Annotated in this window: 19 protein-coding genes; 7 read left to right on the forward strand and 12 right to left on the reverse strand. The window is 59.9% G+C overall.

Features of this window, described 5'->3' with window-relative positions:
• Together AX760_RS10435 and AX760_RS10440 are read left to right on the forward strand one after the other, a co-directional pair.
• Window positions 1–248 (forward strand): transposase (locus tag AX760_RS10435; protein ID WP_139276480.1); only part of this gene is annotated, 248 nt, incomplete at its 5' end.
• Window positions 249–528: 280 nt separating this feature from the next.
• The gene (locus AX760_RS10440) at window positions 529–1,413 is read left to right on the forward strand and encodes a helix-turn-helix domain-containing protein (protein WP_071832822.1); all 885 of its coding nucleotides are present in this window, start codon (window positions 529–531) and stop codon (window positions 1,411–1,413) included.
• A 20-nt stretch (window positions 1,414–1,433) separates the two neighbouring features.
• On the opposite strand, the gene AX760_RS10445 is transcribed toward AX760_RS10440, so the two are convergent.
• The 9 genes from AX760_RS10445 to AX760_RS10485 all read right to left on the reverse strand — a co-directional run bounded on the left by AX760_RS10445 (window position 1,434) and on the right by AX760_RS10485 (window position 14,992).
• Window positions 1,434–2,255, reverse strand: coding sequence for an ABC transporter permease (locus AX760_RS10445; protein ID WP_071832823.1), 822 nt, complete (start codon window positions 2,253–2,255; stop codon window positions 1,434–1,436).
• Window positions 2,252–3,121, reverse strand: coding sequence for an ABC transporter permease (locus tag AX760_RS10450; RefSeq protein WP_071832825.1), 870 nt, complete (start codon window positions 3,119–3,121; stop codon window positions 2,252–2,254). The genes AX760_RS10445 and AX760_RS10450 overlap by 4 nt, the downstream gene beginning before the upstream one ends.
• Before the next feature lie 58 nt (window positions 3,122–3,179).
• Window positions 3,180–4,358: an ABC transporter substrate-binding protein gene (locus AX760_RS10455; RefSeq protein WP_071832867.1), complete on the reverse strand. Its 1,179-nt coding sequence runs from the start codon at window positions 4,356–4,358 to the stop codon at window positions 3,180–3,182.
• Window positions 4,359–4,434: 76 nt separating this feature from the next.
• Window positions 4,435–5,499 (reverse strand): ABC transporter ATP-binding protein, encoded by a 1,065-nt coding sequence (locus tag AX760_RS10460; RefSeq protein WP_071832826.1) that lies wholly within the window; start codon window positions 5,497–5,499, stop codon window positions 4,435–4,437.
• Window positions 5,500–7,557 carry a hydantoinase/oxoprolinase family protein gene (locus AX760_RS10465; RefSeq protein ID WP_071832827.1) on the reverse strand — a complete coding sequence of 686 codons (2,058 nt, stop codon included), beginning with the start codon at window positions 7,555–7,557 and terminating at the stop codon, window positions 5,500–5,502.
• Window positions 7,554–9,248, reverse strand: coding sequence for a hydantoinase B/oxoprolinase family protein (locus tag AX760_RS10470; protein ID WP_071832828.1), 1,695 nt, complete (start codon window positions 9,246–9,248; stop codon window positions 7,554–7,556). The genes AX760_RS10465 and AX760_RS10470 overlap by 4 nt, the downstream gene beginning before the upstream one ends.
• Window positions 9,249–9,338: 90 nt before the next feature.
• Window positions 9,339–11,846 (reverse strand): LuxR C-terminal-related transcriptional regulator, encoded by a 2,508-nt coding sequence (locus AX760_RS10475; RefSeq protein ID WP_245294977.1) that lies wholly within the window; start codon window positions 11,844–11,846, stop codon window positions 9,339–9,341.
• Between the two features lie 485 nt (window positions 11,847–12,331).
• Window positions 12,332–13,303, reverse strand: a complete 972-nt coding sequence (locus AX760_RS10480) for a YihY/virulence factor BrkB family protein (RefSeq protein ID WP_245294978.1) — start codon at window positions 13,301–13,303, stop codon at window positions 12,332–12,334.
• A gap of 45 nt (window positions 13,304–13,348) precedes the next feature.
• Entirely contained in the window at window positions 13,349–14,992 is a 1,644-nt protein-coding gene (locus tag AX760_RS10485) for a mechanosensitive ion channel domain-containing protein (RefSeq protein WP_210187273.1), read from the reverse strand.
• On the opposite strand from AX760_RS10485, the gene AX760_RS27435 reads away from it, so the two are divergent.
• Complete coding sequence (locus tag AX760_RS27435) at window positions 14,945–15,634, forward strand: hypothetical protein (RefSeq protein ID WP_210187274.1); 690 nt, start codon at window positions 14,945–14,947, stop codon at window positions 15,632–15,634. The two genes, AX760_RS10485 and AX760_RS27435, sit on opposite strands and share 48 nt — an antisense overlap.
• A gap of 360 nt (window positions 15,635–15,994) precedes the next feature.
• Here AX760_RS27435 and AX760_RS10490 read toward each other — a convergent pair whose 3' ends face one another.
• The 3 genes from AX760_RS10490 to AX760_RS10500 all read right to left on the reverse strand — a co-directional run bounded on the left by AX760_RS10490 (window position 15,995) and on the right by AX760_RS10500 (window position 18,778).
• Window positions 15,995–16,807: an ABC transporter permease gene (locus AX760_RS10490; protein ID WP_425348836.1), complete on the reverse strand. Its 813-nt coding sequence runs from the start codon at window positions 16,805–16,807 to the stop codon at window positions 15,995–15,997.
• Window positions 16,808–16,809: 2 nt separating this feature from the next.
• Window positions 16,810–17,598 (reverse strand): ABC transporter ATP-binding protein, encoded by a 789-nt coding sequence (locus AX760_RS10495; protein ID WP_071832833.1) that lies wholly within the window; start codon window positions 17,596–17,598, stop codon window positions 16,810–16,812.
• Between the two features lie 145 nt (window positions 17,599–17,743).
• Window positions 17,744–18,778: an ABC transporter substrate-binding protein gene (locus tag AX760_RS10500; RefSeq protein ID WP_071832868.1), complete on the reverse strand. Its 1,035-nt coding sequence runs from the start codon at window positions 18,776–18,778 to the stop codon at window positions 17,744–17,746.
• Between the two features lie 407 nt (window positions 18,779–19,185).
• Between AX760_RS10500 and AX760_RS10505 the strand changes: the two genes are divergently transcribed.
• The 4 genes from AX760_RS10505 (at window position 19,186) to AX760_RS10520 (ending at window position 26,537) form a co-directional block, all read left to right on the forward strand.
• A complete protein-coding gene (locus tag AX760_RS10505) occupies window positions 19,186–20,208 on the forward strand; it encodes a bifunctional enoyl-CoA hydratase/phosphate acetyltransferase (RefSeq protein ID WP_425348834.1) in 1,023 nt (340 codons plus the stop codon).
• Window positions 20,205–21,398: an acetate/propionate family kinase gene (locus AX760_RS10510; protein ID WP_071832835.1), complete on the forward strand. Its 1,194-nt coding sequence runs from the start codon at window positions 20,205–20,207 to the stop codon at window positions 21,396–21,398. Before AX760_RS10505 ends, AX760_RS10510 begins: the two co-directional genes overlap by 4 nt.
• Before the next feature lie 79 nt (window positions 21,399–21,477).
• The gene (locus AX760_RS10515; RefSeq protein WP_071832836.1) at window positions 21,478–23,868 is read left to right on the forward strand and encodes a phosphoketolase family protein; all 2,391 of its coding nucleotides are present in this window, start codon (window positions 21,478–21,480) and stop codon (window positions 23,866–23,868) included.
• The gene (locus AX760_RS10520) at window positions 23,856–26,537 is read left to right on the forward strand and encodes a cation-translocating P-type ATPase (RefSeq protein WP_083531141.1); all 2,682 of its coding nucleotides are present in this window, start codon (window positions 23,856–23,858) and stop codon (window positions 26,535–26,537) included. The genes AX760_RS10515 and AX760_RS10520 overlap by 13 nt, the downstream gene beginning before the upstream one ends.
• The last annotated feature ends 24 nt before the right edge of the window (window positions 26,538–26,561 follow it).

Here is a 26,561-nt window from a genome sequence, read left to right on the forward strand (position 1 = left end):
TCAGAAGCTTCGCCAAAGAGCGCAAGTCATGGGCAAACATCCCAGCGAAAATCAACCGTAAGCAAACCTTCAGCTTCAGTCGCTGGGTTTATCGACAGCGTAATCTCGTTGAGCGGTTCTTCAATCGAATCAAACAGATGCGCGGATTGGCAACCCGATACGACAGGCGCGCAGATAACTATCTGGCGGCACTCAAACTCGCCGCTATTCGAATATGGATCGCTTCAAAAAACGAGTCCGCATCCTAGAACAGCTTTGGCATCGGCGCCACCGCCCAGTCCGAACATTGTATTCTCCAGGAATAGTCACTCGGTTGGAAAATGATGTCCACTCTGCGACGGATGATCGAAACTTCATTTTCGATAACTCTAATTGTTGGGTGGAACCATTTACTATGTGTGAACATTCTAATGAAAAAACAACAATTCTTGCTTTTTTGGTCGATTTTTGCTCAGAATCAGGAGGGCCAACGTTCCAGGGAGTGTTGTCCGCAAGGCTGACGCAATCTGAGATACGTAAAAAATAATCATGGATCGAAAACAGAAATTTCAAATTCATTTCAAAGAGGGCGATGCCGCAGCAGAGATCACGACAGCCAAAAGCTGGCGCGGTGTATCGGTGCAGTTCTCCCGCCTGAAACTGCCTGCGGAATATGAGTTCAAGTGGGAAGGCCATTCCCACTACCTTGCCCATCATGATCTGGTGCTGCTCGACGGCGAGATGGAGGTTGTCGGTGAACGCCCGGTGGCCGCGCAGGACCTGCGCGACAAGATGACCTATGTGCCTGCCGGACAGACGATCACCGGCTGGTGCTCGCCTGTTGCCAGATTGAACGCTTTTACCGTCGTCAATTTCAACCCTGTGGACATGGAGGAAGAGCTGCAGGTGGAGTTCAACGGCGCTGAGCCCCGACCACAGATCTACTTCAAGGACGACGCGCTGGGCGCCACCATGCGCAAGCTTGGACGGCTGATGGCGGACAAGAACCAACCGGCCGCAAAAGTATACATTGAAACCGTTGGCCTGACGGCGGCGCTGGAGATGTTCCGGATCAGCCAGCCGGAGACGACCAAGATCAAGCTGGCCGGGCAATTGTCACAGGCACAGGCGAATATGGTCAAGGAGTTCATCGCGGAAAACCTGGCGCGGGACATTGGACTGGACGATCTTGCCTCCGTCTGTGGCCTGACGCGGTTCCATTTCTCGAGATCATTCAAGGCAACGTTCGGTGAACCGCCGCATCGGTATCTGACCCGGGTACGGATGGAGCGAGCCACACAGATGCTGGCAGCAACAAAGTTGTCGCTATCGGACATAGCCGGTGCTTGCGGTTTCAATGGCATCAGTCAGTTCGGGCGAGCGTTCCGTGATGTGGTTGGAAAGACGCCGCTGGAGTTTCGGCGCCAGGCATGATGCCGGGAGGCAGCAGTCTCTCAAGAACGACGTTCCTGGCCCGTGCCCGGTGTGGCTTTGGCAACGACCGAGCGGATTGCAATAAAGGCGACACAGGCCACCGAGACCATGAAAATCGCCCCCGACAAGGCATAGATAACGGGCGAAGCGCCTGAATTCATCTTGCCGAACAGCACCACCGGAAGGGTGTTCTGCCGGCCGGCCAGATAGAAGGCGCGGGTGAATTCGTTCAGCGACAGCAGGAATGAAAAAATGAAGGCGCTGACCAGTCCGGGGCGGATCAGCGGCAGCGTGATATCGACGAATTGACGCCAGCGCGTCGCTCCAAGATCGGATGCTGCGACGAGATAGGACCGGCGCACCGCGGCGAAGCTCGTCAGGATGACGATGAAGGCAAACGGCATTGCCCACAGAAGATGGCCGCCGATAACGGTCAGGCTGGACGCCTTGATGCCGGTGCGCGTGAACACTGCCGACAGGGCCAGTCCCTGAATGACACCGGGCACGAACATTGGAAGGATCACGGCCAGGAACCATGCCGTCCGCTGCGCCCGCAGTTCGAAATAGGCAAGCGCGGCCAGCAGCGCCATTCCGGTCGCCAGAAAAGCCGTGACCGTTGCGATGAGAGCCGATTGCTGCAGCGCCGCCATCAGCGCGGTCTCTTTCGGCAGCGCCAGATACCATTGAACGCTGAGATCCGACAGGCTGGGCAGTCCCGGCTGCAGCGCCGGATTGAAGGACACGGCCAGCAGATAGAGTGGCGGTGCATAGATCACGATCAGTCCGACGAGCGTGATGGCCCAGAGCAGGATGCGGTTGGAAAGCCCCTCGCGGATCATCATGGCGAGCGGTCCTCAAACAGCGACGCAAGACCGAAAAGCCGGTTGCCGATCAGCACGAGCCCAAAGATGACGGCCAGCACGATGGTCGAGATGGCAAAGGCGAGCGGATAATTGGCCACGCGCATGACGTCGTTGATCATCACCGAGACGATCGATGCACCGGCACCGCCGAGCATCTGCACCTCCGTCGACGATCCCACCACCATCACGAAGACAAACAGGAAGCCGGCGAAGATCCCCGACAGGGTCAAAGGCAAGAGCACGGTCGTCAGGCACTTCCAGAAGCCGGCGCCAAGATCCTGCGCCGCAGCCAGAAGCGTCGGATCGACACGCCGCATCGACAAAAGCAGCGGGAAGGTTGCAAACGGCAGATAGGACGCGATCAGCCCGACCACGACGGCAAAATTGCTGAACAGCAGCCAATCAAGCGGTTCCTGCGTGATGCCGAGATCCAAGAGCAGCGTGTTGATGACGCCGGTGCGTCCCAGCACCAGCCGCCAGGAAAAGGACCGGATCAGATAGGATGTGAAGAAGGGAATGGTGATCAAGGCCAGAAGCAGGATGCTCAGCCGGCGACCGGCAAGAAAATGAATCGCATAGGCCGTCGGATAGGCGATCAGAAGGCATAAGAATGCCGTCGCGAAAGCCTTTACCAGCGTCGAGACGATCACCGTCCAGCGTCCAGCCTCCAGAATGCCGGCATACCCTGCAAGGCTGAGATCCGGCTTGATCCAATAGGTCAGCGGGTCCCAGCTCCAGAAACTCCAGATGACGACGATGGCGAGCGGCGCCAGCCCGAGCGCCAGGATCGCCAGCAGTGGCGGCGTCATCAGCATCGACGAAATGGGCAGGCGGGGTCTGGTCATGGGGCCGTTCCTATGGGGCGGCGGCGGCGCCAGGAAGCGCCGCTGCCGGTTTGTCGTGTCAGGCGTTGCGAAGCTTCTGCCACCATTCTTCGTAAAGCTGGAAATTGTCCGGCCGGGCATTCTGCCAGTAGATCTTGCCCGCAAACTTCGCCTTCACGTGGTTGGCCAGCTTTTCGACCTCTTCCGGTTTGTATTCCTCCGGATGCGCCTTGGCATAGACCACGTTGTTGTCTGTTGGGACCAGATAGCCGCGCGCCTGGCCAAGCTCGCAACCATAAAAGCCGCCGAGCAAGCCGTCGACGAACGTGTGGGCCGCGTCCGCAACACCGCGATCCCCGGCACCTTTCAGGAGAACCGTGTTGTTGCCCCAGCCCTCATACCCCTCGACGGGGACTGCGTACTCCACCTGAAGCCCGCGCTTGCGGCCTTCATAAACGATCGGTTCCCAGCCGGTCATCGCATCGACTTCCTCGTCTGCAACAAGCTGAACGCCCTGCTCCCAGCCGTTCCAGAAGGTGCGGAACTGGCCGTCGGTCTTGTGCTTGATCAGGAATTCCATGACCAGACCAAGTTCGGATTCACTCAGATTGCCGGGATCCGCGATCGGCTGGTTTTCGCTTTCCTTCAGATACATTGCGGTAAAGATGGCGCTGTTGATCCAGGCATCCTCCATCGCAACACGGCCCTTCAGCTTCGGATCGAAAATCGCACCATAGCTGTCGATCTTGCCGAGCTTGTCCGGCCGATAGATGATCGAGTCGGCATTGACCACGGTCGGGATGCCGTATTGCTTGCCATCCTGCTTCAGGTAGGGAATGTCCTTCGCCCACTGCCAGACACTTTCGTAGTTGGGGATCTTTGCGAGATCCCAGGGAATGATCACGCCCTGGCGCGCCAGTTCCTTTTCCGCACCGCCTTGAAAGCCGCCAATATCGAAGAGGTCGTTGGCATTGCCCGCCGCCAGACGGGCGATTACCGGGCCAAGATCATTGCCATTATCGGTGAATTCCGGTGCAACGCCGGCCTGCCTGGCGAACTCCTGCCATTTCTCGCCGATGTCGAGTGTCGCAGTCGCCCAGAAGGCAACAGTGCCGGCCTCCTGTGCGGCAAGCCGCGATGCAAAACCCAGGCCGCCGGCAGACAGGGCAACGCCGCCCGCCCCCATCAGCTTGAGGAAGTCACGCCGCTGCACATTGCTGTGCCGGATGGATGAAACCTGTGTGCCATGCTTCGTCATTGTCATTCCCCTTTTTGATTCGTGGCATGCAGTCGTCAATCCGCTCGTCCGAACGCGGTCCGGCGGGCGGCAGTCGTCATCTTGAAATCAGCACCGCCGCATCCGGCTTCAGGCCGATCGCGACCTCCTGCCCGATGGCCAGTTCGCCAATATCCATGTCCGCGTCGATGGCAATCATCAGCGTCTGGCCGTCGCCAAACGCCAACCTGAGATCGCGGTGCAGGCCGCGAAAGGTGGTCCCGGAAACGCACAACCGAAGGGCCGCATCTGTGTTGGGCGGTGCCAGAAACAACCGGTCCGGACGGATGGCAACAACGCTCGCTGCAGGGTCAGCAGGTCCGGCAATGCGGACTTGCACCGTCTGGCCAGCGATCGTCGCGGCGCCGTGGTTGCCCGAGACCAAAACTGCTTGCGGGTGCAGCAAGGTGTCGATGCCAACGAAGCGCGCGACGAAAGCATTCGCCGGTGTCTCGAAAAACCGCGCCGGGACATCCATCTGCTCGATGCGGCCCTTGTGCATCACCGCCATGCGATCGGACAGGCTCAGCGCCTCGTCCTGGTTGTGGGTGACGAGAATGAAGGTCGCGCCGGTGCGCTTGTGCAGCCGACCGAACTCGTCGCGCATCTGCTGGCGCAACCGCTCGTCGAGCCCGGTCAACGGTTCGTCGAGAAGCAGGATGCCGGGCTCCATCACCAAGGCGCGGGCCAGCGCCACGCGTTGCCGCTGGCCGCCGGAGAGAAGATTGACATCGCGCGCACCAAAACCGGTAAGCTCGACGAGATCAAGCGCATCGTCGATTTTGACCTGAAGGCGAGACCCGGACAGGCCCTTCAGACGCAGCCCGTAGCCGACATTCTGCGCAACGCTCATATGCGGGAACAGCGCCAGATTCTGGAACACAGTGTTGACCGGGCGCTGGTTGGCCGGAAGATCGCCGACATCCTTGCCATCAAAACAAACGCGTCCGGAGGTCTGGCGGTCGAACCCGCCGATGAGCTTCAGAAGCGAGCTCTTCCCACATCCAGACGATCCAAGCAGCGTGAAAAACTCCCCCGCCTTGATGTCGATCGACACGTCGTCGAGCGCCTTGACGGGCCCGTATTCCCGGCTGACATGGTCGATCTGGATCGATATCGCCATCTATTCTGCCTCGACACTGGTTTCGCGGATGATCAGGATACCGGTATCGGTCACACTCAGCACCTGGTTTTCCTGAACGAGCGTCGTTGCCGTTGCTTCCTCGACAATCATCGGCCCCTCGATGAATTGACCGGGAGCAAGAAGGCCGCGCGCGTAGACGGGGCACGAAATCCAGCCGCGCGTACCGCCGAAATAGACGTTGCGATGCCCCGTCAAGGCCGCGCTGGAACCGGTCGGCTCTATCTTCGGCAGGGCGATGACCGCGCCGTTGAGAACCGCTTCGAGATGCAGGGTGGTGATTTCAATCGCCGCGTCGGCCAGCCGGAAAGAGTACGCCCGCTCATGCGCTGCATGAAACCGCTCTGTAAACCCCCTGACATCGTCGTCAGGCTCGACATGCGTGAACACGCCGTGTTCCTGCCCGCGATAGCGCGCCTCGACCTGATAGGTGAACCGGATGTCGGCATCCTCGCCCTTGGCGAAATAGGCGACCGCCTCCGTTTCGAGACCCTTGAACCGGACAGACATATCCGCCAGCGCTTGCGTCGACAGCGCTGCAAACCATGTACTGCGAAAATCCGCCCGCGGTTCGGCCGCGAGCATGCCCCATGCGGAAAAGATACCCGGATGCGGCGGAATGACAGTTGCCTTGACGCTGAGGTCGCGCCCGAGACGGGTGGCAAGCGCCGGACCGGCACCGCCGCTGACGACGAAAACGGCATCGCGCGGATCATGACCGCGCTGCACCGTCACGAGCTTCAGGGCATTGATCATGCTGGCATGGGCAATCTCGATGATCGCAATCGCTGCGTCCTCGATGGCAAGCCCCAAAGGTCCGGCGATGGTCGCGATCGCCTCTTTGGCCTTCTGTTTGTCCAGATGCAGGCTGCCGCCGGCAAAAGTTGCCGGATCGAAAACACCGATGGTGAGAATAGCGTCGGACAGCGTCGGCTTCAGACCACCGCGCCCATAACAGGCCGGCCCGGGCGACGAACCGGCGCTTTGCGGCCCCACGATCAGCACGCCGCGATCATCGATCCGCGCGATCGAACCGCCGCCGGAGCCGATTTCGACAATATCGACCACCGGCACCTGGATTGCATGGCCAGGGGCAATGCGGGTGTGTTCCAGCCTGTATTCGACATTCAGTGTTGGTCGGCCACCATGGATGAGCGAGCATTTCGCTGTGGTGCCCCCGACATCCAGCGACAGCACCTCGCTTTCGCCAATGGCCGTGCCGATCCGGGCCGCACCCGCCACACCACCGGCAGGGCCGGATTCCACCAGCGTCAATGGGCTGGCGACTGCCTGGTCGAATGTGGAGATGCCGCCATTCGACTGCATGGCGTAATACGGGCATGTCAGATTGCGTCGCGTCAGCGAGCGTTTCAGCTGCTCGAAGTAGTTTTGGATGATCGGCTGCACATAGGCATTGAGCACGACAGTGTTGGTGCGCTCATATTCCCGCCACTGCCGCGAGACCTCGTGGCTGGCGCAGATCGTTGCAAACGGCAGTGCATCGGCAAGGATGCCGGCGCAGAGAATTTCGTGTTCCGGGTTGGCATAGCTGTGCAGAAAGAGAATGGCGACCGCTTCGATATCCTCGGCCTGACATCGCGCGATAATCGGCCGCAGGTCGTCGAGTTCCAGCGGCACGATGACCTGGCCGGAGGCATCGAGGCGCTCGCGCACCTCGAACCGCAAATGCCGCGGCACGAACGGCTCCGGGCTGTGAAACTGTAGATTGTAGAGATCGGGCCGATTGCCCCGGCCAATCTCCAGAACGTCGCGAAAACCGGCCGTGGTCACAAGCGCGGTACGCACGCCCTTGCGCTCGGTGATCGCATTGATAACGGTCGTGCCGCCATGCGCAAAAAACGTCACGTCCCGCGTGCGCAATCCGTCTTTCGCTTCGGCGACGGCAATGGCATCGAGAACACCGAGCGACTGATCGTCAACGGTCGTCAGGCTCTTGGCGGTGAACAGTTCTCCGCTCCGCTCGTCGTAACCAACGAGATCTGTGAAGGTACCCCCGACATCGGTCGCCAGTCTGATCATCCAGCAATCCTTCGTTCATATCCGTAAAGCGCGGAAGCCTCGGCCTCCGTCAAGAATCCGTTTTGAAGATCCTGTTCGATCAGGCCGGGCTCGCGTTGCTGCGCGTCTCCCCAGCCGCCGCCGCCGCCGGTGACGACCCGCAGAAGATCACCGCTCTTCAGGTCGATATGGGCGACGCGCCCGTAGGATTGCGGTTCGCCTTGATCGGCTGGCGTTATCTGCAAGACGTTCGCGGTACCGCTCCCACCGCCATCCATGCCCCATGGCAAGGTGCTGGTGCGTCCGAAACTGCCATAGGCCGACGCGTCTTTGCTCAAGATCTCATATTCGCGAACGATGCCGAAGCCGCCGCGTCTGCGCCCCGCCCCTGCTCCGCCTTCGACATTGAAGCCGTAGCGTTTGACCCGCAGCGGGAACCGCGCCTCGATGACCTCGACCGAATAATTATACGTGTCGCCATCGGTGAGCGCGATTACGGCATTGGCCCCGTCACGGTGCTCGCTGCCCCCCCAGCCGCCATGCTGCGGTTCGATATGGATGAACGGCTGGCCGCTTTTGTCCGTGCCGGAAATGTAGACGACGCAGAGACTGGAATAGGAACCGGCCGAGAATCGCGATGGCATGAGCGGGGCGAGCGCCTTCCAGACGAGTTCCGACGCATGCACCGATCCCTCGTAATACCAGCCGGTCGGCGATGGCTTTTCCGCCGTGAAGATCGTGCCGGAGGGCGCGATGACCGTCAGCGGGCGAAACCAGCCTTCATTGGAGGGGGCCTGCGGCCCCACCATTGCCTTGATGATGGTCTTGACGGCTGATTGCAGCGCACCACGGGCGCAGTTGATGGGGCCAGCAACGGCCGGCGGGCATCCGGTAAAATCGGCGGCTATGCTGTCACCGGCAATGGTTACGGCAACGGTCACGACAATAGGCGTGGCGCTGACGCCGTCACCATCGATGATGTCGGTTGCCTCGTAGCAGCCGTCGGGAAGAAGAGAGATTGCCGCCCGGCTCCGCTTCTCGCTGGTATCAAGAAGATTGGCGAAGGCTGCCTGGACCGTTGTGATCCCGTATTTCGACGACAACTCCGCCATACGCCGGGCTGCGACACGCACCGTCGCCACCTGCGCATTGAGGTCGCCGAGGGCGATTTCCGGAAGGCGCACGTTCTCGCTGATAATATTCAGGATCTCGTCAGAAAAGACGTCCGAGCGGACGACTTTTACGCCCGGCAGGCGCAATCCTTCCTGAAAGACCGAAGTCGCATTGGGTGCGAGGCTGCCAGGCACCGACCCGCCGACATCAAGGTAATGCGCCACATTGATTGCATAGGCAACGATCCGGCCCTCGGCGAACAAGGGCTTGACGATCGCAAAATCACAGGCATGCGTGCCGCCGGCATAGGGGTCGTTCGACAGAAGAATATCGCCATCGAAAAGATTGCCGGCAAACTTGGCGATCAATGCTTTGACCTGCACGCCGAACGTGCCGGTGAACAGGGTGATGCCGTTCATCTGCGCGACGAGTTCGCCTTCGGCAGTCAGGAGACCGCAGGCAAAGTCCAGGACCTCGTAGATCACCGGGCTCATGCTGGTGCGCGCCATGACGATGCCCATCTCGTCGACGGTCGCCATCAGCTTGCCTTCGATAATCTCCTGCGTCACGGGATCGACGCACAGGGTCGCTGGGGACATTTTACCCTCATCATTCAACAAGAGGGTAGGCTAAGCATGTTCGCGGTGAAGTGGTAGCCTGCCAGATGGGTGGGGATAGTACTTGGGACCCTACCCGTTTGGGTTGGGTCGGCGCGAACCTTGGGGATCGCGCATGGCCATGACGGCAGCCGTGCGCGTCGTCACATTGAGCTTGGCGAAGATATTGCGCAGGTGAAACTTGACCGTGTTGTCGCTGAGGCTCAGCTTCCGACCAATTTCCTTGTTGCTGAGACCAGCACTGAGCAGGTGCATGACACTTTCTTCGCGTTCGGTCAGCCCGCTTGGCTCGATCGTCGGACCGGGCCGTATCCCACCGATGGGGCCGTTCAGGTCCGGGACGATTTTCAGAGCATCGGAAAGACGTTGCGACACCACATCGGCGACATCCATCGAGATGGCGAGCGTGCGCAGGCGTTCGGTAAAATCGGTGCCCTCAATTTGCAGGATGGCGCGGTAGTCACCGACTGGAAGCGACAGCAGCATGTCCGATAATTTTCCCGCAGCCTCGCATGTTCGATCTTCGGCAAGCAGCAAACGTATATCGAGAAGGCCGAGCTCGATCTGTCGGGGGACATGCGGTTTTGCCGGTTGCTGTGTCCTCAACCGTTCGAAGCCACCGCGTGCCCGTGCGATCTCGCCGCGCGCCACATCGATGCGGGTCCATAGAAGTGCCGGCACCGACCCGCGCAGATGATAGGCGAGCATGTTTGCATTGTCGGCGGTGGCACTTTGCCGACTGAAACCGCAGACTGCAGCAAAACGCTCCGCCTCGTCCAGATCCCCTGTCGCAATCAAGAGCATCACGCGCTCGCCGTCGATCAGTCGCGCCAGACGACCGAAGCCGCGGCGGGTGGCGACGGAACGGGCGCTGTCCATGGCAGCATGGGCGGCGATGACATCGCCATTCAGCCGGTGCACACGCTGCTGCGCCATGAAACCCGCCGCCAGGAGATCGAACCAGGTATCATGGCGTTCCAGATGCGGCAGAGCCCAGGAGAGTGCGGATGCGGCAGCAGCCCGCTCGCAGCGCATGGACAAGATCTCGCTTTCGAGCACCTGCCCGACAGCATCAAGATCGCTGCCCTTGCCGACATGCGTCTGCGCCTCGACAATCAGATTGCGATAGGCCTCGGCGGCGCTGACGCTGTCGCCGCTAAAAAACGAGGCCTGGCCGATATGGGTGTAGAGATGCATCGCCCCGAAATCGGCGCCGCCATCACGGAAGGCCCGCATCGCCAGCTGCCCGTAATGCAAGGCGCGGTCGAGTTCTGTCCGGATCAGGAAATTGTAGGAGAGCATGTTCAGTGCGAGCGCGCGATGGATAAGCTCGATATCGTTGTCCTGCGACAGATCAGCTTCCAGTGCGGAGAGATCATCGGCCCCCGCCCAGCGGTCCGTATAGAGAGAAAGAAGCACCCGGACGACACGCAGATCGCGTGACAATTGACCGCCGGAGGTGGCGCGCTCGGTCAGCGCCAGATAATGATTGGCCGTGTCGAGCTGGCCGGCCTTGGCGCTGATCACCGAAAGTCCAAGTGTTGTCAGCGGAAACGCAGAGAGGTTGATCTCCGCCGCCTTTGCGATCAGCGTCTGAAACAGAAGGGTGCCGCCCCGCGTCGTCGCATAGACCAGCCGCCAGCCACCGGCTGCCTCGACGATCTCAGCTGCCAGCGCAGTATCGCCGGCCAGCATCGCATGCCGCACCGCAGCGTCACAATCCTTGCGGGCCTGAAACCAGCGCGCGGCTTTGCCAAGCACCTGGTTGGCATCGATGCCGATCCGCTCGGCCTCTTCCTTGAGGAAGCTGTTGAAAACAGGATGGTAGCGGACCCACTGACCCTGCCCGTCGAGAACGGCGATCGGCAGGGCATAGGTCCCCAGCCTGTTGAACAGCGCAACCGCGTCCGGCAGAGTGCAGACGGCAGCGACGAGCGGCCGGCCAATCTCTGGAAGTGAGGCGGTCTCGGTCAGGAACCGCTGGATATCGTCCGGCAAACGGGAAAAGACCTGTTCGGACAGATAGCGTCCCATCTCGCTGTTGCTGCCGTCGAACGTATCGAGGATCGCGCCGCTGTCAGCATTGTCGTTGACCAGCACGCGGACCATCTGCAACGCGACTGCCCAGCCTTCCGTCCGCTTGTTCAGGACACCGATCTGTGCGTGCGTCAGCGACATCGAGCGGCCCGCAAAAAACTCCTGCGCCTCCGCATCGGAAAAACTGAGATCCGCGACCCCGATCTGCCGGAGCTCGCCATCGAGACGCAGCGTGGAGAGCGGGAAACGCGGGGCACTTCGGGAAATCAGAACCAGACTGACATGGCTGAGATCGGCAGCCGCCAGAAGCCTTGCCATAAGCGCTTCCGTCGCATCGGTCTGGGCAAAATGATAGTCGTCGAAGAACAGCGTGACCGGCGTGTCGATCTGGCGCAACCGCGTGATTACAACCGACAAAACAGCCGCCACGGGCATGCTGCTTGCGTCCAGTCCGCGCCCGTCATCGGGCAATAGCGGCGCCAGCGCTTCCAGCATGGTCAAAAGAAAATGCCCCTCGTCGCAGTCATCCGCATCAAGTTGCAACCAGACAAGCGTACTCCCCTGGCTTTTGAGATGCGCGTACCACTGCGCAGCAAGCGACGTCTTCCCATAGCCCGCGGGCGCAACGATCACCGTGAGGCGTCGCGCCCCGGATCGCTGCAGCTGCCCAAGGATAGCCTGGCGCGCTATATGCGGGTAATTGCTCGCCGGCGGCTGGAATTGGGTCCGAATGATTATCATCCCGCATGATTGCTAGGTGCAGGCCAGTTTGCAAGTCGCAGACGGTCTTTGATGTCCCCTCTGTCCATAAGCTCCTTCAGCAGCCGTCCTAGAACGACAGATCGAACGCCTGCCTTCGGCTGTTTTCGTGAATAGACTGCTCTTTCGGCCACCGCCTCAAAACGTCATAAGGCCTTACCCTGAACGAATTTACCGTCAAATGCCGGCCGGAACCAAATCGAGCACAATGAATTCGACATTTGCTTGCGAAGTGCCTGTTAAGGGATGCAAATGTCGGAATCGAACCACTAGTCCCTTTCTGCACCGATCGTATCGGCAACGTAGGCCCCCCGTTCACCCATTGGCCGGGGTTTGCCGATCGTTGAATCCTGGGATGTCTGGTGTTCGAGTTCGGAGTTTATTTCGGCACCAAGGATCAGGACAATGACGGATATCCAGATCCAGACCATGAAACCGATCAACGCTCCCAAAGTCCCATATGTCGCATTGTAGTCGGCAAAATTTTCCAGGTAGAGCGAAAACAGGATGGATGCCGCAAGCCACAGCAAGGTGCTGAATGCGGCACCCCAGGTCAACCATCTGACTTTTGCAGGATTACGGCTCGGTCCATAGCGGTACATCATCGTAATTCCGCTTCCGACCAGCAAAAGCAATGCTGGCCATCGGGCAATGGTCGCCAAAAGCTCAGCCCATCGATCCAGCCAGAGGTAGGCAAGAACAACAGGGATGACGCCAATCGCCGTGATCAGAGCAATGGCAATGACGATTGCGCCGAATGTGAACAGCAACGAAATGAGATTGAGCCTGACAACACCCCTCTTTTCCCTTTCGCCATAGGCGATGTTCATTGCCTCGAAAAGAGCCTTGATACCATTGTTCGCGCTCCAGAGCGCGATCAGAAAACCGGTGAAGACGCCAATACTCAAGGTCGAGTTTTTCTGCCTGGCAAGCGCATCCAGCTGATCCAGGATCAGATCGAAGGAACCGGGCGGAAAAACTCCGGATAGGAACGTGATGTGCTTGGCTATCGTTACGGGGTCCGCAACAACACCATAGAGAGAAACAAGCGCCGCAAGGGCCGGAAACAGGGCCAGAAGAAGATAATAGGTGGCGCCGGCGGCAATCAGTGTCACCCGGTCTTCGCTGAACTCCGACAGCACCCGCCAGAACACATCGATGAGACCCCGAACAGGGATTTCATTGGGTGTGTGAGCCAGACGCCCGCGGCCCCTTTCGGCAATATCGCTATTGTCGGTCAACAACGGCTCCTGTCAGCACGCAAAGATTTCAAAGTGTTACAGCCGTTAATTCTCAAGATCCTCCGCGTCTGAAGCTGTGGCCGAGACGCTTGCGGCTTTCGGCTTTTCAGTCGCCGGGCGGGTGACTTTTTTATTCTGAACCGAAACAAATGCCGGCGGCGCCTTTCCGTTCTTGTCGACCCCAAAATAAAGCGTCTGATGTGGATACGGGATTTCAATACCCCGTGCATCGAACACACGCTTGACCGCGCCGTTCAGAGCCCGGCCGACGCCCCATTGCTTGCCCGGATATGTCTTGATGCGAACGCGAATGATAACAGCACTGTCGGCAAGCTCCTGGACGCCAAACCATTCCATATCCCCCAGAATAAGGGCATTCACCTCCGGATCGCTCCGCAGTTCCTCGAAGGCCTCGAACATGGCTTCTCGCGCATCTTCAACATTCTCGCGATAGGCGATGCCGATGTCACCGACGTGATAGGAGAAATCACGCATCAAGTTGGTGACCATATCCACCGAGGAGAAAGAAATAATATGGTATGCGCCGCGGACATCACGCAGGCTGACCGAGCGGATTGTCAGCCGCTCGACAGTACCGGTCGTGTCGCCCACCGTGATGACGTCGCCAACATTGATCGCATTCTCAAGCTGGATGAAGACGCCGTTGATGACATCCTGAACAAGTTTTTGAGCACCAAAACCGATCGCCAGACCCAAGACGCCTGCCGATGCCAGCAACGGCGCTATATCCAGCCCCATCTGCGACAGGGAAAACATCAGCGCAATCACCACGATTGCGATCGTCGCGGCATTTCTGAGAAGCGAAAGAAGCGTTGTTTCACGCGAGCTCGCAACGGACCCGAATGCGGGGTTGAGCCGATAGTCCACCCATGAGGTCAGAGCTAACCAAAGCATGTAAGCGATCAGCACAATGATGAACACGGATGCAGCGGCGCCCGTCAAGGCAAGACCGATGCGGGATTGCATCAGGTCGGCCATGTCGAAAATTCCGATCGCCGACAGGACAACGCCAAGAACGAGCGCCAGTACGAGCAGTCGCAGAATGACCAGAAAGCGCGGAACGAGGCCGTTCACCCGCCGTTCGAGAAGTGGAAGCCGTTGGTTGACGTTTACCGGGAGATGAACGCCTTTGGTGACCGCGCGCGCCAACCAGTCAACGACGACGAAGCCGAGAATGATCGCAGCGAATGCCTGAGCACTGGCGGTGAGCACGGCGAGTAGCCGCTCTGCCGGGCCGATAAGCACCACGAAGAATAAAAATGCGAGATAGACAAGCACCGGCCAGTGCCATCGCTTTGCCAAAAATCGAACACGATGGTGGCGTCGGCTGTCATCTGGTGTTTCCAGAAGCCAATCGGTGACCGCCTGCCTGTTCATAAGCGTGGCCATGATGGCAATGATCAGGGCGACGAGGGCGACAAGCGCTGATAGAGCCTGTCCAGATGCGAGCGATACAGCCTCGGCAAGAACCGGCTGAAGCAACAACTGGCCGTAACCGAGAATGCTGATGATTCCGGCCAGAATCCGACTGGTTCGTTTGGCCGCGGCGTCGGATATCCTCAAAAGCCTCAGTTCCCTCGTCGAGGGGGACAAAACAGTTCTGATCGCCACCCTTGCCAGTTGCACGACCGTGAAAGCATTGAGGTACAGCGTCTGCTGGATATCCATGCGCCCGAGTTCGCCGAACACTGTCAGCGCTGCCACATATCCTGCGCCCCAGGCTATGATGACGATGGCGATGTCGAGCAGGGACGACGCGACAATCAGGAAGACCTTTTCGAAGAGACCGGCTGTCACGGCGCGTTTGCCGAAGGAATGATCGATACGGCGCGTAATCAACCGCAGGCCGGCAAAGACGCCGTGGGTGACGATGATCACGAGAGCCAGATCCCGCAGCGTCAGCAGCAGGATTTCGCCTTCGGCAACATTCAGGCTCGAAAAGGTAGCCGGTGCTGCCGCCACCTGCCTGGTAAAGATCACCGCGGAGGCAACGGCTCGTTCGGCAAATTGCCGCGTGGTTTCTGCGATCCTTTGGCCAATGGATATAGTCTGCGGGGTCGCTGGCTGCGACGGGTCCGTGGCAGCAACACCTTCCCCTGCGACCTTCTGCAGCTCGTCGAGAAAAGGCTGTCTTGTCTTGTCGTCCCGCAGAACGTCGATCAGATCCTGAAGTTTGGACGCCGGGGCCGGCTCCCCTTGAGCAACAGGTCCGGTCTGCGCTGCTGGTTGTTGCGCGGTCGCAGACGTGATGCCCATGATCAATGTGACGATCAAACAGCAGGTTGTCCGTATCAATGCCCGCAGGAATGAATGTGCCATTGGTTCCCTATCCCTCGGCATTCATCAGATGCGAGCGCATTTAGCAAAAAACATTGTTGCCTAACTAGAAGCCTCGCACTGCAGGTCAACCTCTTTGCCAACAATGCATCCAGCCGGTAGCAGCAAGTCGCTGGCATGATCATCATGTGCGAGGTGACGCTGATCACCCGGCTTGTCGGCATGACCCTGTCCGTTGTGCAGGGCGTGCGCATCGACGCGGGGCCACCTACAGCGATATGATGAAAGGTCCATTCCGGACCCGGCGGTCATAGCCGAGGCGGTGTTCCCAGGCCGCTGACGCACAGGGTGAATAGGTTCTGCGCTATAGGATCACCGACGCCGGGTGCCGGGTCAGTTCGCCATGGTCGAGCGATGCGCCCAGCCGGTCATGCGCTTCTCGATAAAGGCCATCAGCGCATACATGGCAATGCCCTCGATCGCCAGCATCAGCAGGCCGGCAAAGACCAGGGGCACGTTGAACTGGCTCTGGGCCGAGCTCATCATATTGCCGAGGCCGTAATTGGATGCCACCGTCTCCGAGACGACCGAACCGACAAAGGCGAGCGTGATGGCGATCTTCAGCGAGCCGAAGAAATACGGCATGGAGCGGGGAATACCGACCTTCAGCATGATATCGATCTTCCGCGCACCGAGCGCCCTGAGCACGTCCTCGGTCTCAGGCTCGATGGTGGCCAAGCCGGTCGCGACATTGACCACGATCGGGAAGAAGGAAATCAGGAAGGCCGTCAGCACCGCCGGCACCGTGCCGATGCCGAACCAGATGACCAGGATCGGCACCAGCGCCACCTTGGGGATGGCGTTGAAGCCGATCATCAACGGGTAGAGCCCGGCATAGATGGTCTTCGACCAGCCGATGAACAGGCCGATGCCGAGGCCCGCAACCACGGCAATCAGGAAGCCGAGCGTCGTGGTGTAGAGCGTCTGCAGCGAATTCTTCCAGATCGGCGACCAATATTGCACGATCGCCTCGAACACCCTTGTCGGCGCTGGCAGCAGGGTCTGCGGCAGGGCAAAGACGATGACCGACAGTTCCCAGATGACGAAGAGCCCGAGCGTATAGAGAAATGGCGCCGCCCGCACCCAGTTGATCCGCTGCATCAGTGGCTTCGTCGAAGGCTTTGCGGCCCGGTTTTGCATCGCCATGGTCATGCCACCACCCTCGCCTTTGCGATTTCGCCATGCAGGACATGCACCATGTCGTTGAAGGCGGTTTCATACATCAGTTCCAGATCGCGGGGCCGCTCAAAGGGCACGGTATGCTCCTTGACGACTTTGCCGGGCCTTGCGCTCATCACAAAGATCCGATCGGCGAGGAACACCGCCTCGCGCAGGTCATGGGTCACGAGCACGATGGTCACGCCTTGCGCTGCATGCAGGTCGCGGATGACGCACCACAGCTCCTCACGGGTGAAGGCATCGAGCGCGCCGAAGGGCTCGTCGAGCATCAGCAGTTCCGGCTCGTGGATCAGGGCCCGGCAGAGATTGGCGCGCTGCTGCATGCCGCCCGAGAGCTGCCAGGGGAATTTCGAGCCGACGCCCTTCAGGCCGACGATCTCCAGCAGGTTTTCGGCTTTCTCGATATATTCCTTTTTGTTCGCCCGGAGACGGTGGCGGTGTCGCTCGACGATCTCCAACGGCAAGAGGATGTTTTCGAGCGTCGTACGCCAGGGCAGCATGGTCGGGTTCTGAAAGGCCATGCCGACGATCGACACCGGCTTTGTCACCTGCTGGCCGGCGACGATCACGACACCGGCCTGAGGAATATGCAGCCCTGTCACCAGTTTCATCAGGGTTGATTTGCCGCAGCCGGACGGTCCCACCACGGCGGCGAACTCGCCCTTGTCGACGCGCATGGTGAGGCCGGACACGGCCAGTGTGCCATCGGCGCCGCCATAGCGCATGTCGACATTGTCGATGGAAACGAGATGGGACATGGGGGCTCCGGTCAAAATGGGACTTCCCAACCTCCCTTTTGCGGGGGAGGTCGTTGCGAAGCAGCGGGTGGGGTGATCTCGCGGAAGTTCACCCCACCCCGAACCTGCGGTTCGACCCTCCCCCCTCAAGGGAAGGGTGAGATCATCAAGGCAACATGCGGTCTTCCTTGGCCGGCAGGAAGCTCGCGTCGAAGACCTGCTCGGCCGCGACATTGCCATTCAGTCCCATCGACACTTTCAACGTCTCGATCGAAGCCGAGAGCCGGGCCATGTCGACCCCACCCATGCCGTTTTCGATGACGTAGGGCGTCTTGATGTTCATGGCATTGGCCATATCAAGACGTTCCTTCTCGATCTCGGGGTTGAGCGTCTCATTGCGCTTCAGGACGGCGGCAACGCCTTCTTCAGGATTGGCCACCGCATCGGCGAAGCCCTTGGCAAGCGCCTTGAGGAAGCCCTTGACCGCGTCCGGGTTCTCGGCGGCGAAGTCCGAATTCACCAGCACGCTGTTGCCATAGAGGTTCAGCCCGTTGTCGGCCATCAGGATGGTGGCGATGTCGTCATCGGCAATCCCCTGCGCCTTGAGGTTCAGGATGACCGAGAAAGCAAAGCCGAAGACGGCGTCGACGTCACCCTTGGCGAGCATCGGCTCGCGCACCGGAAATCCGATACTCTCGATGGTGATGCCGCTGTCGTCGATCCCCGCGGCCTGCTTGAAGGCCGGCCACTGGGCAAAAGCACCATCCGGCGGCGGTGCGCCGAGTTTCTTGCCTTCGAGCGACTTTGGATCTTCCGTCACGCCGAGCGACTTGCGGCCGACCACGGAGAAGGTCGGCTTTTCATAGACCATCATCACGGCCTTGACCTTCTGGGTCGGGTCTTCGTCGAGGAACTTGATCACTGAATTGATGTCACCGAATCCCATCTGGTAGGCGCCGGTCGCCACACGAGGGATCGCCTCGACCGAACCATTGCCGCTATCGATCGTGACGTCGAGGCCTTCGGCTTCAAAATAGCCCTTGTCCAGCGCCAGCAGGAATCCGGCCGCCGGGCCCTCGAACTTCCAGTCGAGGGTGAACTTGATGGAAGTTTCAGCCCGTGCATCGACGGTCGGCAGCGTGACGCCGGCCATCAGGGCGGCGGCGAGGACCGCAACCGAAAAAAGACGTCTGGTGATCATGAATTCTTGCTCCCGTTGTTTTTTTGATGTCGTCATCAAAGCATGATTTCAAACCGGCGAAAAGCGAAAATTGCCCAAAACTTCACCAAAAATAAAGCTGCCTATTCGGCGAGCATTTTGCTGACCGACTTTGCCCACAAGCGCATGGAACATTCACTTGAACATGCCCACTCGCGCCAACGGCTCTGCCTGCAGAAATCAAAGGGTCATCCTCCTGAAACAAACTTTTGTTACCTTCGCTACGCTTTCCGACGACGAGGCAATCGCCCTATGCGATGGACCGTGTTCTGGAAGGCGTTCGATTTCGTGCTCATCCCGGATGCGCTTGATAGACATTTCAAACATTCAGGCCAAACATTCAGGCCAAACACTTAAGCGAAGCATTCGGGCCAAACATTCAGGAATGTGTGGCTTTCACAGACCGGGCCGCACATAATGCGGCCTTGTCGGCTCCGCCTTCAAACAGAAGCGGGAGACGCGGGTCCATGGAACATTTGCCGGCCCAGCATGGGCGCTATGAGGCTTTACTCAAGAAAGCGGCAGCACTACCGCCCTTGAAAACGGCAGTCGTTCATCCGTGTTCAGCGGAAACGCTCAGCTCCGCGGTCGATCTGAAACTCCGGGGCGTTCTCGATCCCTTGCTTGTCGGCCCCGAAGACAAAATCCGAGCCGTCGCCAAAGCGGCAGGGATCTCGCTTTTAGGCATGGTCATCGAGCCTGTGGAGCATAGCCATGCCGCGGCCGAACGCGCGGTGGAATTGGCAGCGTCGGGACGGGTGGCCGCCCTGATGAAGGGGAGCCTGCACAGCGACGAACTGCTGTCAGCCGTGATGGCAACATCCTCGCGATTGAGAACCGAACGCCGCATGAGCCATGTCTATCTCATGGATATTCCAGCCTACGACCGCCTGCTCCTGATCACCGATGCCGCCATCACCATCCAGCCGGATCTCGATCAGAAGCGTGACATCTGCCAGAACGCGATAGACTTCCTGCGTTTGCTCGGCGTCGAGAAACCAAACGTGGTCGTTCTCGCCGCTGTCGAAACCGTCAACAGCAAGATGCAGGCGACGCTTGATGCTGCAGCCTTGACCGTGATGGCAGCCCGGGGACAGATTACCAATGCGGTTGTCGACGGACCTCTGGCCTTCGACAACGCCATCAGCATCGAGGCGGCGCGGGCAAAATCCATCGTGTCGCCGGTCGCCGGCCATGCGGACATCCTGCTCGTGCCGAACCTGGAGGCCGGCAACATCCTCGCCAAGCAGCTCATCTATTTTTCCGGCGCTGGCGCGGCCGGGCTCGTTCTCGGTGCCCGTGTTCCTATCATCCTGACAAGCCGTTCCGATTCTCTCGAGGTTCGTATGGCCTCGGCAGGTTTGGCCAAGCTGGTGGCGGACCAGAACCGTCAAGCGGGAGCTGGTGTTTGACCGCCGGGCGCATCATCACTTTCAATGCCGGATCTTCGACGGTCAAAGTTGGCATCTTTGCGCTTCAGCTGGGGCGGCCGAGGAGAATTGGCAAGGCTGTCGTCGATCTTGCCAGCCAACCTTTGATGCTGCGGCTCAAAGTGGCCGATCAACAGATCGAAATCACACTGAAGGCGCAAGCCGATGGCGACGACACCCGCCTCATGGACGAAATGTTCAGCGAATTGGCAAGACACTTCGACCTTGGGTCTTTGACATCCGCTGGGCATCGTATTGTGCATGGTGGGGACTTGTTCACTGGACCGGTGGTGCTTGATGAGGTGACGCTGAAGCAGATCAGCGGGCTGGTCGATCTCGCACCGCTCCACCAGCCGCAGGCCTTGCGCATGATCAATGCCGTTCGGGCTCTGCTCCCGGAGCTTCCCCAGACCGGATCCTTCGACACGGCATTTCACACAACCGTGCCCGACACGGTGCGGCGCTTCGCGCTGCCCCGTGTCTATGGCGAACAGGGCGTCAAACGATACGGCTTCCATGGCCTCTCCTATCAGTATGTTGCGGGAGCTCTGACCGCAAAAGCACCGGAGATCGCCCGCGGCAGGGTCGTGATCGCGCATCTTGGCAGCGGCGCCAGCCTGTGCGGCATTGAAAGCGGCGTCAGCCGCGACACCAGCATGGGTTTTTCCACACTCGACGGCATTCCCATGGCCACACGACCGGGTGCGCTCGATCCAGGTGTCGTGCTGCACATGCTGGGACCACTCGGCAAATCGCTCGCTGAGGTCGAGGACATTCTCTACCACCGGTCGGGTCTTCTCGGCCTGTCAGGCATCAGCGGCGACATCCGGACACTTTCAGCCGATGATCGCGCCGAGGCGCGCGAGGCAATTGACGTTTTCACACACAGAACCGCTGGCGAAATATGCCGTCTGGCATCCACGCTTCAGGGGCTTGATGCAATCGTCTTTACTGCGGGTATCGGCGAGAACCAGCCGGTCATCCGCCAGCGCATTGCGGCGCGGTTGCAATGGCTGGGCATCGAGCTCGATGCAAAGGCCAACGAGAAGAACAGCGAGCGCATCAGCACGCCGTCAAGCCGCATCGCCGTCCATGTCGTCCCAACGGACGAAGAACAGGTGATTGCCGACGAATCTCTAGCCGTCACAACAGGCAGCCCGGTTGAACTTTGATCCCCGGATTTGATCGACATCATAACCGGGGCCAGACTTCCCGTTAAAACTCCCCCCAGTGCGTCAAAAGGATAAAGCTATGCAGCGACAGGTATCCTCGCCGGATGTATCCGGACTCGACCCTTTGGAACTGGCAAGACTTGACCGGTACTGGCGGGCCGCCAACTATCTGTCCGTCGGACAGATCTATCTGCTCGACAATCCGCTTCTGCGCGAACCCCTCAAAGCCGAACACGTCAAGCCGCGGCTGCTCGGGCATTGGGGCACGACCCCGGGCCTTAACTTCATCTACGCGCATCTGAACCGCATCATCCGCGCCCGCGATATCAACATGATCTATGTCTGCGGTCCCGGCCATGGCGGCCCAGGCATCGTGGCGAACACCTATCTTGAAGGCAGTTACAGCGCGATCTATCCGGAAATAGCGGAAGACGTCGATGGCATGCGCAGGCTCTTCCGGCAGTTCTCCTTTCCCGGCGGCATTCCGAGCCATGTGGCTCCCGAAACGCCGGGCTCGATCCATGAAGGCGGCGAACTCGGCTATGCGCTGGTGCACGCCTATGGCGCAGCCTTTGACAATCCGGATCTCGTCGTTGCCTGTGTCGTTGGCGACGGCGAGGCTGAGACCGGGCCGCTGGCTGCCAGCTGGCATTCCAACAAGTTCCTCAATCCGGCCCGCGACGGCGCCGTCCTGCCGATCCTGCACCTTAATGGATACAAGATTGCCAATCCGACGCTGCTTGCCCGCATGCCGGACGAAGACCTTGATCACCTTTTCAGGGGGTACGGCCACGAACCGTTCTTCGTCGAAGGCCATGAACCGGAGGATATGCACCGACAGATGGCCGCGACCCTGGAACAGGTGTTCGATCGCATCCGGTCCATCCAGCAGGCGGCCCGTGACGGCACGGCGGCAAATGATTGCCCCCGCTGGCCAATGATCGTTCTCCGCAGCCCCAAGGGCTGGACCGGCCCGAAGGAGGTCGACGGCAAAAAGGTCGAGGACTTCTGGCGGGCACATCAGGTGCCAGTCGCCAATTGCCGGCAGGACCCGGCACATCGAAAAATCCTCGAAGACTGGATGCGAAGCTACGATCCGGAAGACCTGTTTGACGCCGATGGACGGCTCAGGGAGGAGTTGCGCGAACTTGCGCCGGAAGGTCCGCGTCGTATGGGCGCCAACCCGCATGGCAATGGCGGACTTCTCAGGAAAGACCTCCTTGTTCCGGCAATCGCCGACTATGCCGTACCGGTCACCGAACGCGGCGCCCTGATCGTGCAGACCACGGACGTGCTCGGTCAGTATTTGAGAGACGTGCTCACGCTGAATGACGAGAACGCCAATTTCCGCATCTTTGGCCCCGACGAAACAGAATCGAACCGTCTCGGCGCGGTGTTCCAGGTCACCGATCGGGTCTGGATGGAGAGGATCGAACCTTACGACGTCCACCTGTCGCGGGACGGCCGGGTTATGGAGGTGCTTTCGGAACATCTTTGCCAGGGCTGGCTCGAGGGTTACCTGCTTACGGGCCGCCACGGCTTCTTTTCCTGCTACGAAGCGTTCATCCACATTGTCGATTCGATGTTCAACCAGCATGCAAAGTGGCTGAAAGTCTCAAGCAAGCTGGAATGGCGCAAGCCTGTCTCGTCGCTGAACTACCTTTTGACCTCGCATGTCTGGCGACAGGATCACAACGGCTTCTCGCACCAGGACCCTGGCTTCGTCGACCTGGTTGCCAACAAGACCGCGGATGTCGTGCGCATTTATTTTCCACCGGATGCGAACACCTTGCTCTGGGTTGGCGATCACTGCCTGCGCACCTGGAACCGCGTCAACGTCATCGTTGCCGGCAAGCAGCCGGAACCGCAATGGCTGACAATCGAGGAAGCGGCGGCCCATTGTGAAGCTGGCGCCGGCATCTGGGAGTGGGCTGGCAACGAGGATGGCGCAATCCAGCCGGATGTGGTGATGGCCTGCGCCGGCGACGTGCCGACACTTGAGACGCTGGCGGCCGTCATGCTTTTGCGCGCGGCGGTGCCGGAGATGAAGATCCGTGTCGTGAACGTCGTCGACCTGATGGTGCTGCAGTCGCGCGAGCATCACCCCCACGGACTTGCCGATACCGAGTTCGACGACCTCTTTACCAAGGCGCAGCCGGTGATCTTCGCCTATCACGGTTATCCCTATCTTATCCACCGGATGACCTACAAACGGACCAATCACCGCAACATCCATGTGCGCGGTTTTGTCGAGGAGGGCACGACGACAACTCCCTTCGACATGACGGTGCTGAACAAGCTCGATCGCTACCACCTTGCCATGGCGGCGATCGAAAGCGTGCCTGGCCTCAAGGAAAAGGCGGATGATGCGATTGCCGCTCTCAAGGCAAAGCTCGAAGAACACGATCGTTACGTCCGGGAACATGGCGAGGACATGCCCGAGATTCAGTACTGGAAATGGAAGCCTTGAATACCACCGCGCCGCCGTCAGCCCGAAATTTCGCCGGCACGGCGGCGGCATCTTCGGGGCTGACGAGAATCGAGGCGGCTGAACGATTGGAGAGATTCGGGCTCAACCTCTTACCGGCACCTGCGGCCAGCTCGTTCGTCTTGACCTTTCTGCGGCAGTTCAAAAGCCCGCTGATCTACATCCTGCTGCTCGCCGCAGCGGTGTCTTTGCTGGTCAGCGAAGCAGCGGATGCGGCCTTCATCGGTGTGGTCCTGCTGGCCAACGGCCTCATCGGAGCAGTGCAGGAACATTCCGCCAGCCGGGCGGCGGCGGCCCTTCGGGCGCTCGAAGAGCCTATCGCAACCGTCATCCGCGACGGCCAGATCACTCAGATCGAGGCTCGCTTTCTGGTGCAGGGGGACCTCGTCCTCTTGGAAGCCGGCGGCAAAGTGCCGGCCGATATGATGCTTGTCGAGGTCAACGACCTTCTGTGCGACGAATCTCTCCTGACGGGTGAATCAATGCCCGTGCGCAAGACGATCAGTTCCCCGGGCAGTGCCATTGACGACCACTCCCGGCCCACAGCATCTGCCGGTACGCTGATCACGCGGGGCCGGGCAAAAGGCCTGGTCATCGCCACGGGTCGGTCGACCGGGATCGGCCGTATCGCTGCTGAAATCGGCAAGGCATCCGTTTCGCAGCCACCCCTGATGATCCGGCTTGCCCGCTTCTCCAACATCATTGCCTGGACGGTCGGCGGCGTCTCGTTGCTGTTGATTGCCATAGGCCTGATGCGCGGCCTTGCATGGAACGAGCTTTTCCTGATGGCCGTCGGACTGGCGGTCAGCGCCATCCCGGAAGGCCTGCCGATTGCGATCTCGGTGGCGCTCGCCATCAGCATGCGCCGCATGGCCAAGAAGAACGTCATCGTGCGGCGCTTGCCAGCGGTGGAATCGCTCGGTTCTTGCACGCTGATCGCCACCGACAAGACCGGAACGCTGACGCTCAATGAACTGACGGTCACCGACATCCGCCTGCCCGACGGCACCGACCTCGCGATTGATGCAAGCATGGATCTTGATGCCTGCGTCATCCGCGGCGCGGGGATCGATCCGGACATTGCGCGCCAGCGGGCAGCAAAGCTGCTAAAGGCCGCCCTCCTGCCCAATGAAGGCTCGCTGCAAGAAGAAGGCGGACGCTGGAGAGGTGTCGGCGACACGGTCGACGTCGCCCTCCTCGAAGCTGCGCACAAGGGCGGGTTGAGGGCGGACGAACTTTCGGACGCCTATCCACTGATCGGCCGGATCGCCTACGAGCCGGACTTGAAATATGCTGCATCCCTTCACCGAAGCGGCCAGGGCGCGCATATCTTCGTCAAGGGATCGGCAGACGTTCTGATCGGCATGTCGGACCGGATGGACGCCGGTCACGGCCCCGTGTCGATTGATCGCGACGCTCTGTTGCGCCAGATGGCGGAGATGGCCGGACGTGGTCTGCGCGTGCTCGCATTCGCGGAGGGCGCGATCGACGACGGCCCGGAAGGCCCTTTCGGCCCGCATCACCTGACAGACCTGGTATTTCTCGGCATCTGCGGCATGCAGGACCCGGTGCGGCCGGAAGTACCGCAGGCGATCCGCGATTGTCATGCGGCCGGCGTGGAGGTAGCCATGGTCACCGGTGACGATCCCAAAACCGCAGCTGCGATCGCTTCGGAAGCCGGCCTTATCTTCCAGGATGACCAAATCACGACCGGTATCGAAGTTCAGGCGGCCGAGAATGCAGGTGCAAGCCAACTCGACGACCTTACACGCCGCGCCCGCATCTATGCGCGCGTGGCACCGTCTCAAAAGCTTGCGATCGTCCTGTCGCTGGCACGAAACGGCCATTTCGTTGCGGTGACAGGGGATGGCGTCAACGATGCTCCCGCCCTGAAGCACGCCCATGTGGGCGTGGCCATGGGGAGAAAAGGCACGGATGTCGCCAAGGAAAGCGCCGACATCGTTGTCACCGACGACAATTTCGCATCGATCGTTACCGGCATACGCGAAGGCCGCGCCGCCTATGGCAATATTCGCAAGGTCATCCTGATGCTGGTCGCGACCGGGGGGGCAGAAATCCTGCTGTTCATGCTGGCGATCCCGCTTGGGCTTCCCATGCCGCTGCTGCCGGTACAACTCCTTTGGCTGAACCTGGTGACCAACGGCATTCAGGACGTGGCGCTGGTTGCCGAGAGACCGGAAGGCGACGAATTATCACGGCCGCCCCGGCGCCCTGGAGAACCGATCTTCGATAGGATCATGCTGCGTCGTATCCTGATTTCGACTGTCGTGATCGGAGGCGGCGGCTTTGCCCTCTTCGCCTGGCTCCTTCGCCAGGGATACGAAGTGGATGCGGCCCGCAACATGCTTCTCTTGCTCTTCGTCATGTTCGAGAATGTCCAGACCCTGACAAGCCGTTCGGAACGGCGATCCGTATTCTCGCTGGCCTTCTTCGGAAACCCCCTGCTGCTTGCCGCCATCGTCGCGACGCAGGCGCTGCATATCGCGGCGATGTATGTTCCGTGGTTCCGGGATACGCTTGAAATCGCTCCGATCTCGCTCATGGAATGGGCGTTGATGCTGCTCGCAGCCTCGTCGATCCTGATTGCCACAGAGCTTGACAAATGGCGCCTGCGGCGTGTGATCCGTTGATTGGCGCAAGGTCTGACGGGATTG

The sequence above is a fragment of the Pararhizobium antarcticum genome (assembly GCF_001885585.1).
Taxonomy (GTDB): domain Bacteria; phylum Pseudomonadota; class Alphaproteobacteria; order Rhizobiales; family Rhizobiaceae; genus Pararhizobium; species Pararhizobium antarcticum.

Coding starts and splice junctions, on each gene's coding strand:
- AX760_RS10440 (WP_071832822.1), top strand. CDS start 529: ATGGATCGAAAACAGAAATTTCAAATTCATTTCAAAGAGGGCGATGCC.
- AX760_RS10445 (WP_071832823.1), bottom strand. CDS start 2,255: ATGATGATCCGCGAGGGGCTTTCCAACCGCATCCTGCTCTGGGCCATC.
- AX760_RS10450 (WP_071832825.1), bottom strand. CDS start 3,121: ATGACCAGACCCCGCCTGCCCATTTCGTCGATGCTGATGACGCCGCCA.
- AX760_RS10455 (WP_071832867.1), bottom strand. CDS start 4,358: ATGACGAAGCATGGCACACAGGTTTCATCCATCCGGCACAGCAATGTG.
- AX760_RS10460 (WP_071832826.1), bottom strand. CDS start 5,499: ATGGCGATATCGATCCAGATCGACCATGTCAGCCGGGAATACGGGCCC.
- AX760_RS10465 (WP_071832827.1), bottom strand. CDS start 7,557: ATGATCAGACTGGCGACCGATGTCGGGGGTACCTTCACAGATCTCGTT.
- AX760_RS10470 (WP_071832828.1), bottom strand. CDS start 9,248: ATGTCCCCAGCGACCCTGTGCGTCGATCCCGTGACGCAGGAGATTATC.
- AX760_RS10485 (WP_210187273.1), bottom strand. CDS start 14,992: ATGGATATCCAGCAGACGCTGTACCTCAATGCTTTCACGGTCGTGCAA.
- AX760_RS10490 (WP_425348836.1), bottom strand. CDS start 16,807: ATGGCGATGCAAAACCGGGCCGCAAAGCCTTCGACGAAGCCACTGATG.
- AX760_RS10495 (WP_071832833.1), bottom strand. CDS start 17,598: ATGTCCCATCTCGTTTCCATCGACAATGTCGACATGCGCTATGGCGGC.
- AX760_RS10500 (WP_071832868.1), bottom strand. CDS start 18,778: ATGATCACCAGACGTCTTTTTTCGGTTGCGGTCCTCGCCGCCGCCCTG.
- AX760_RS10515 (WP_071832836.1), top strand. CDS start 21,478: ATGCAGCGACAGGTATCCTCGCCGGATGTATCCGGACTCGACCCTTTG.
- AX760_RS10520 (WP_083531141.1), top strand. CDS start 23,856: ATGGAAGCCTTGAATACCACCGCGCCGCCGTCAGCCCGAAATTTCGCC.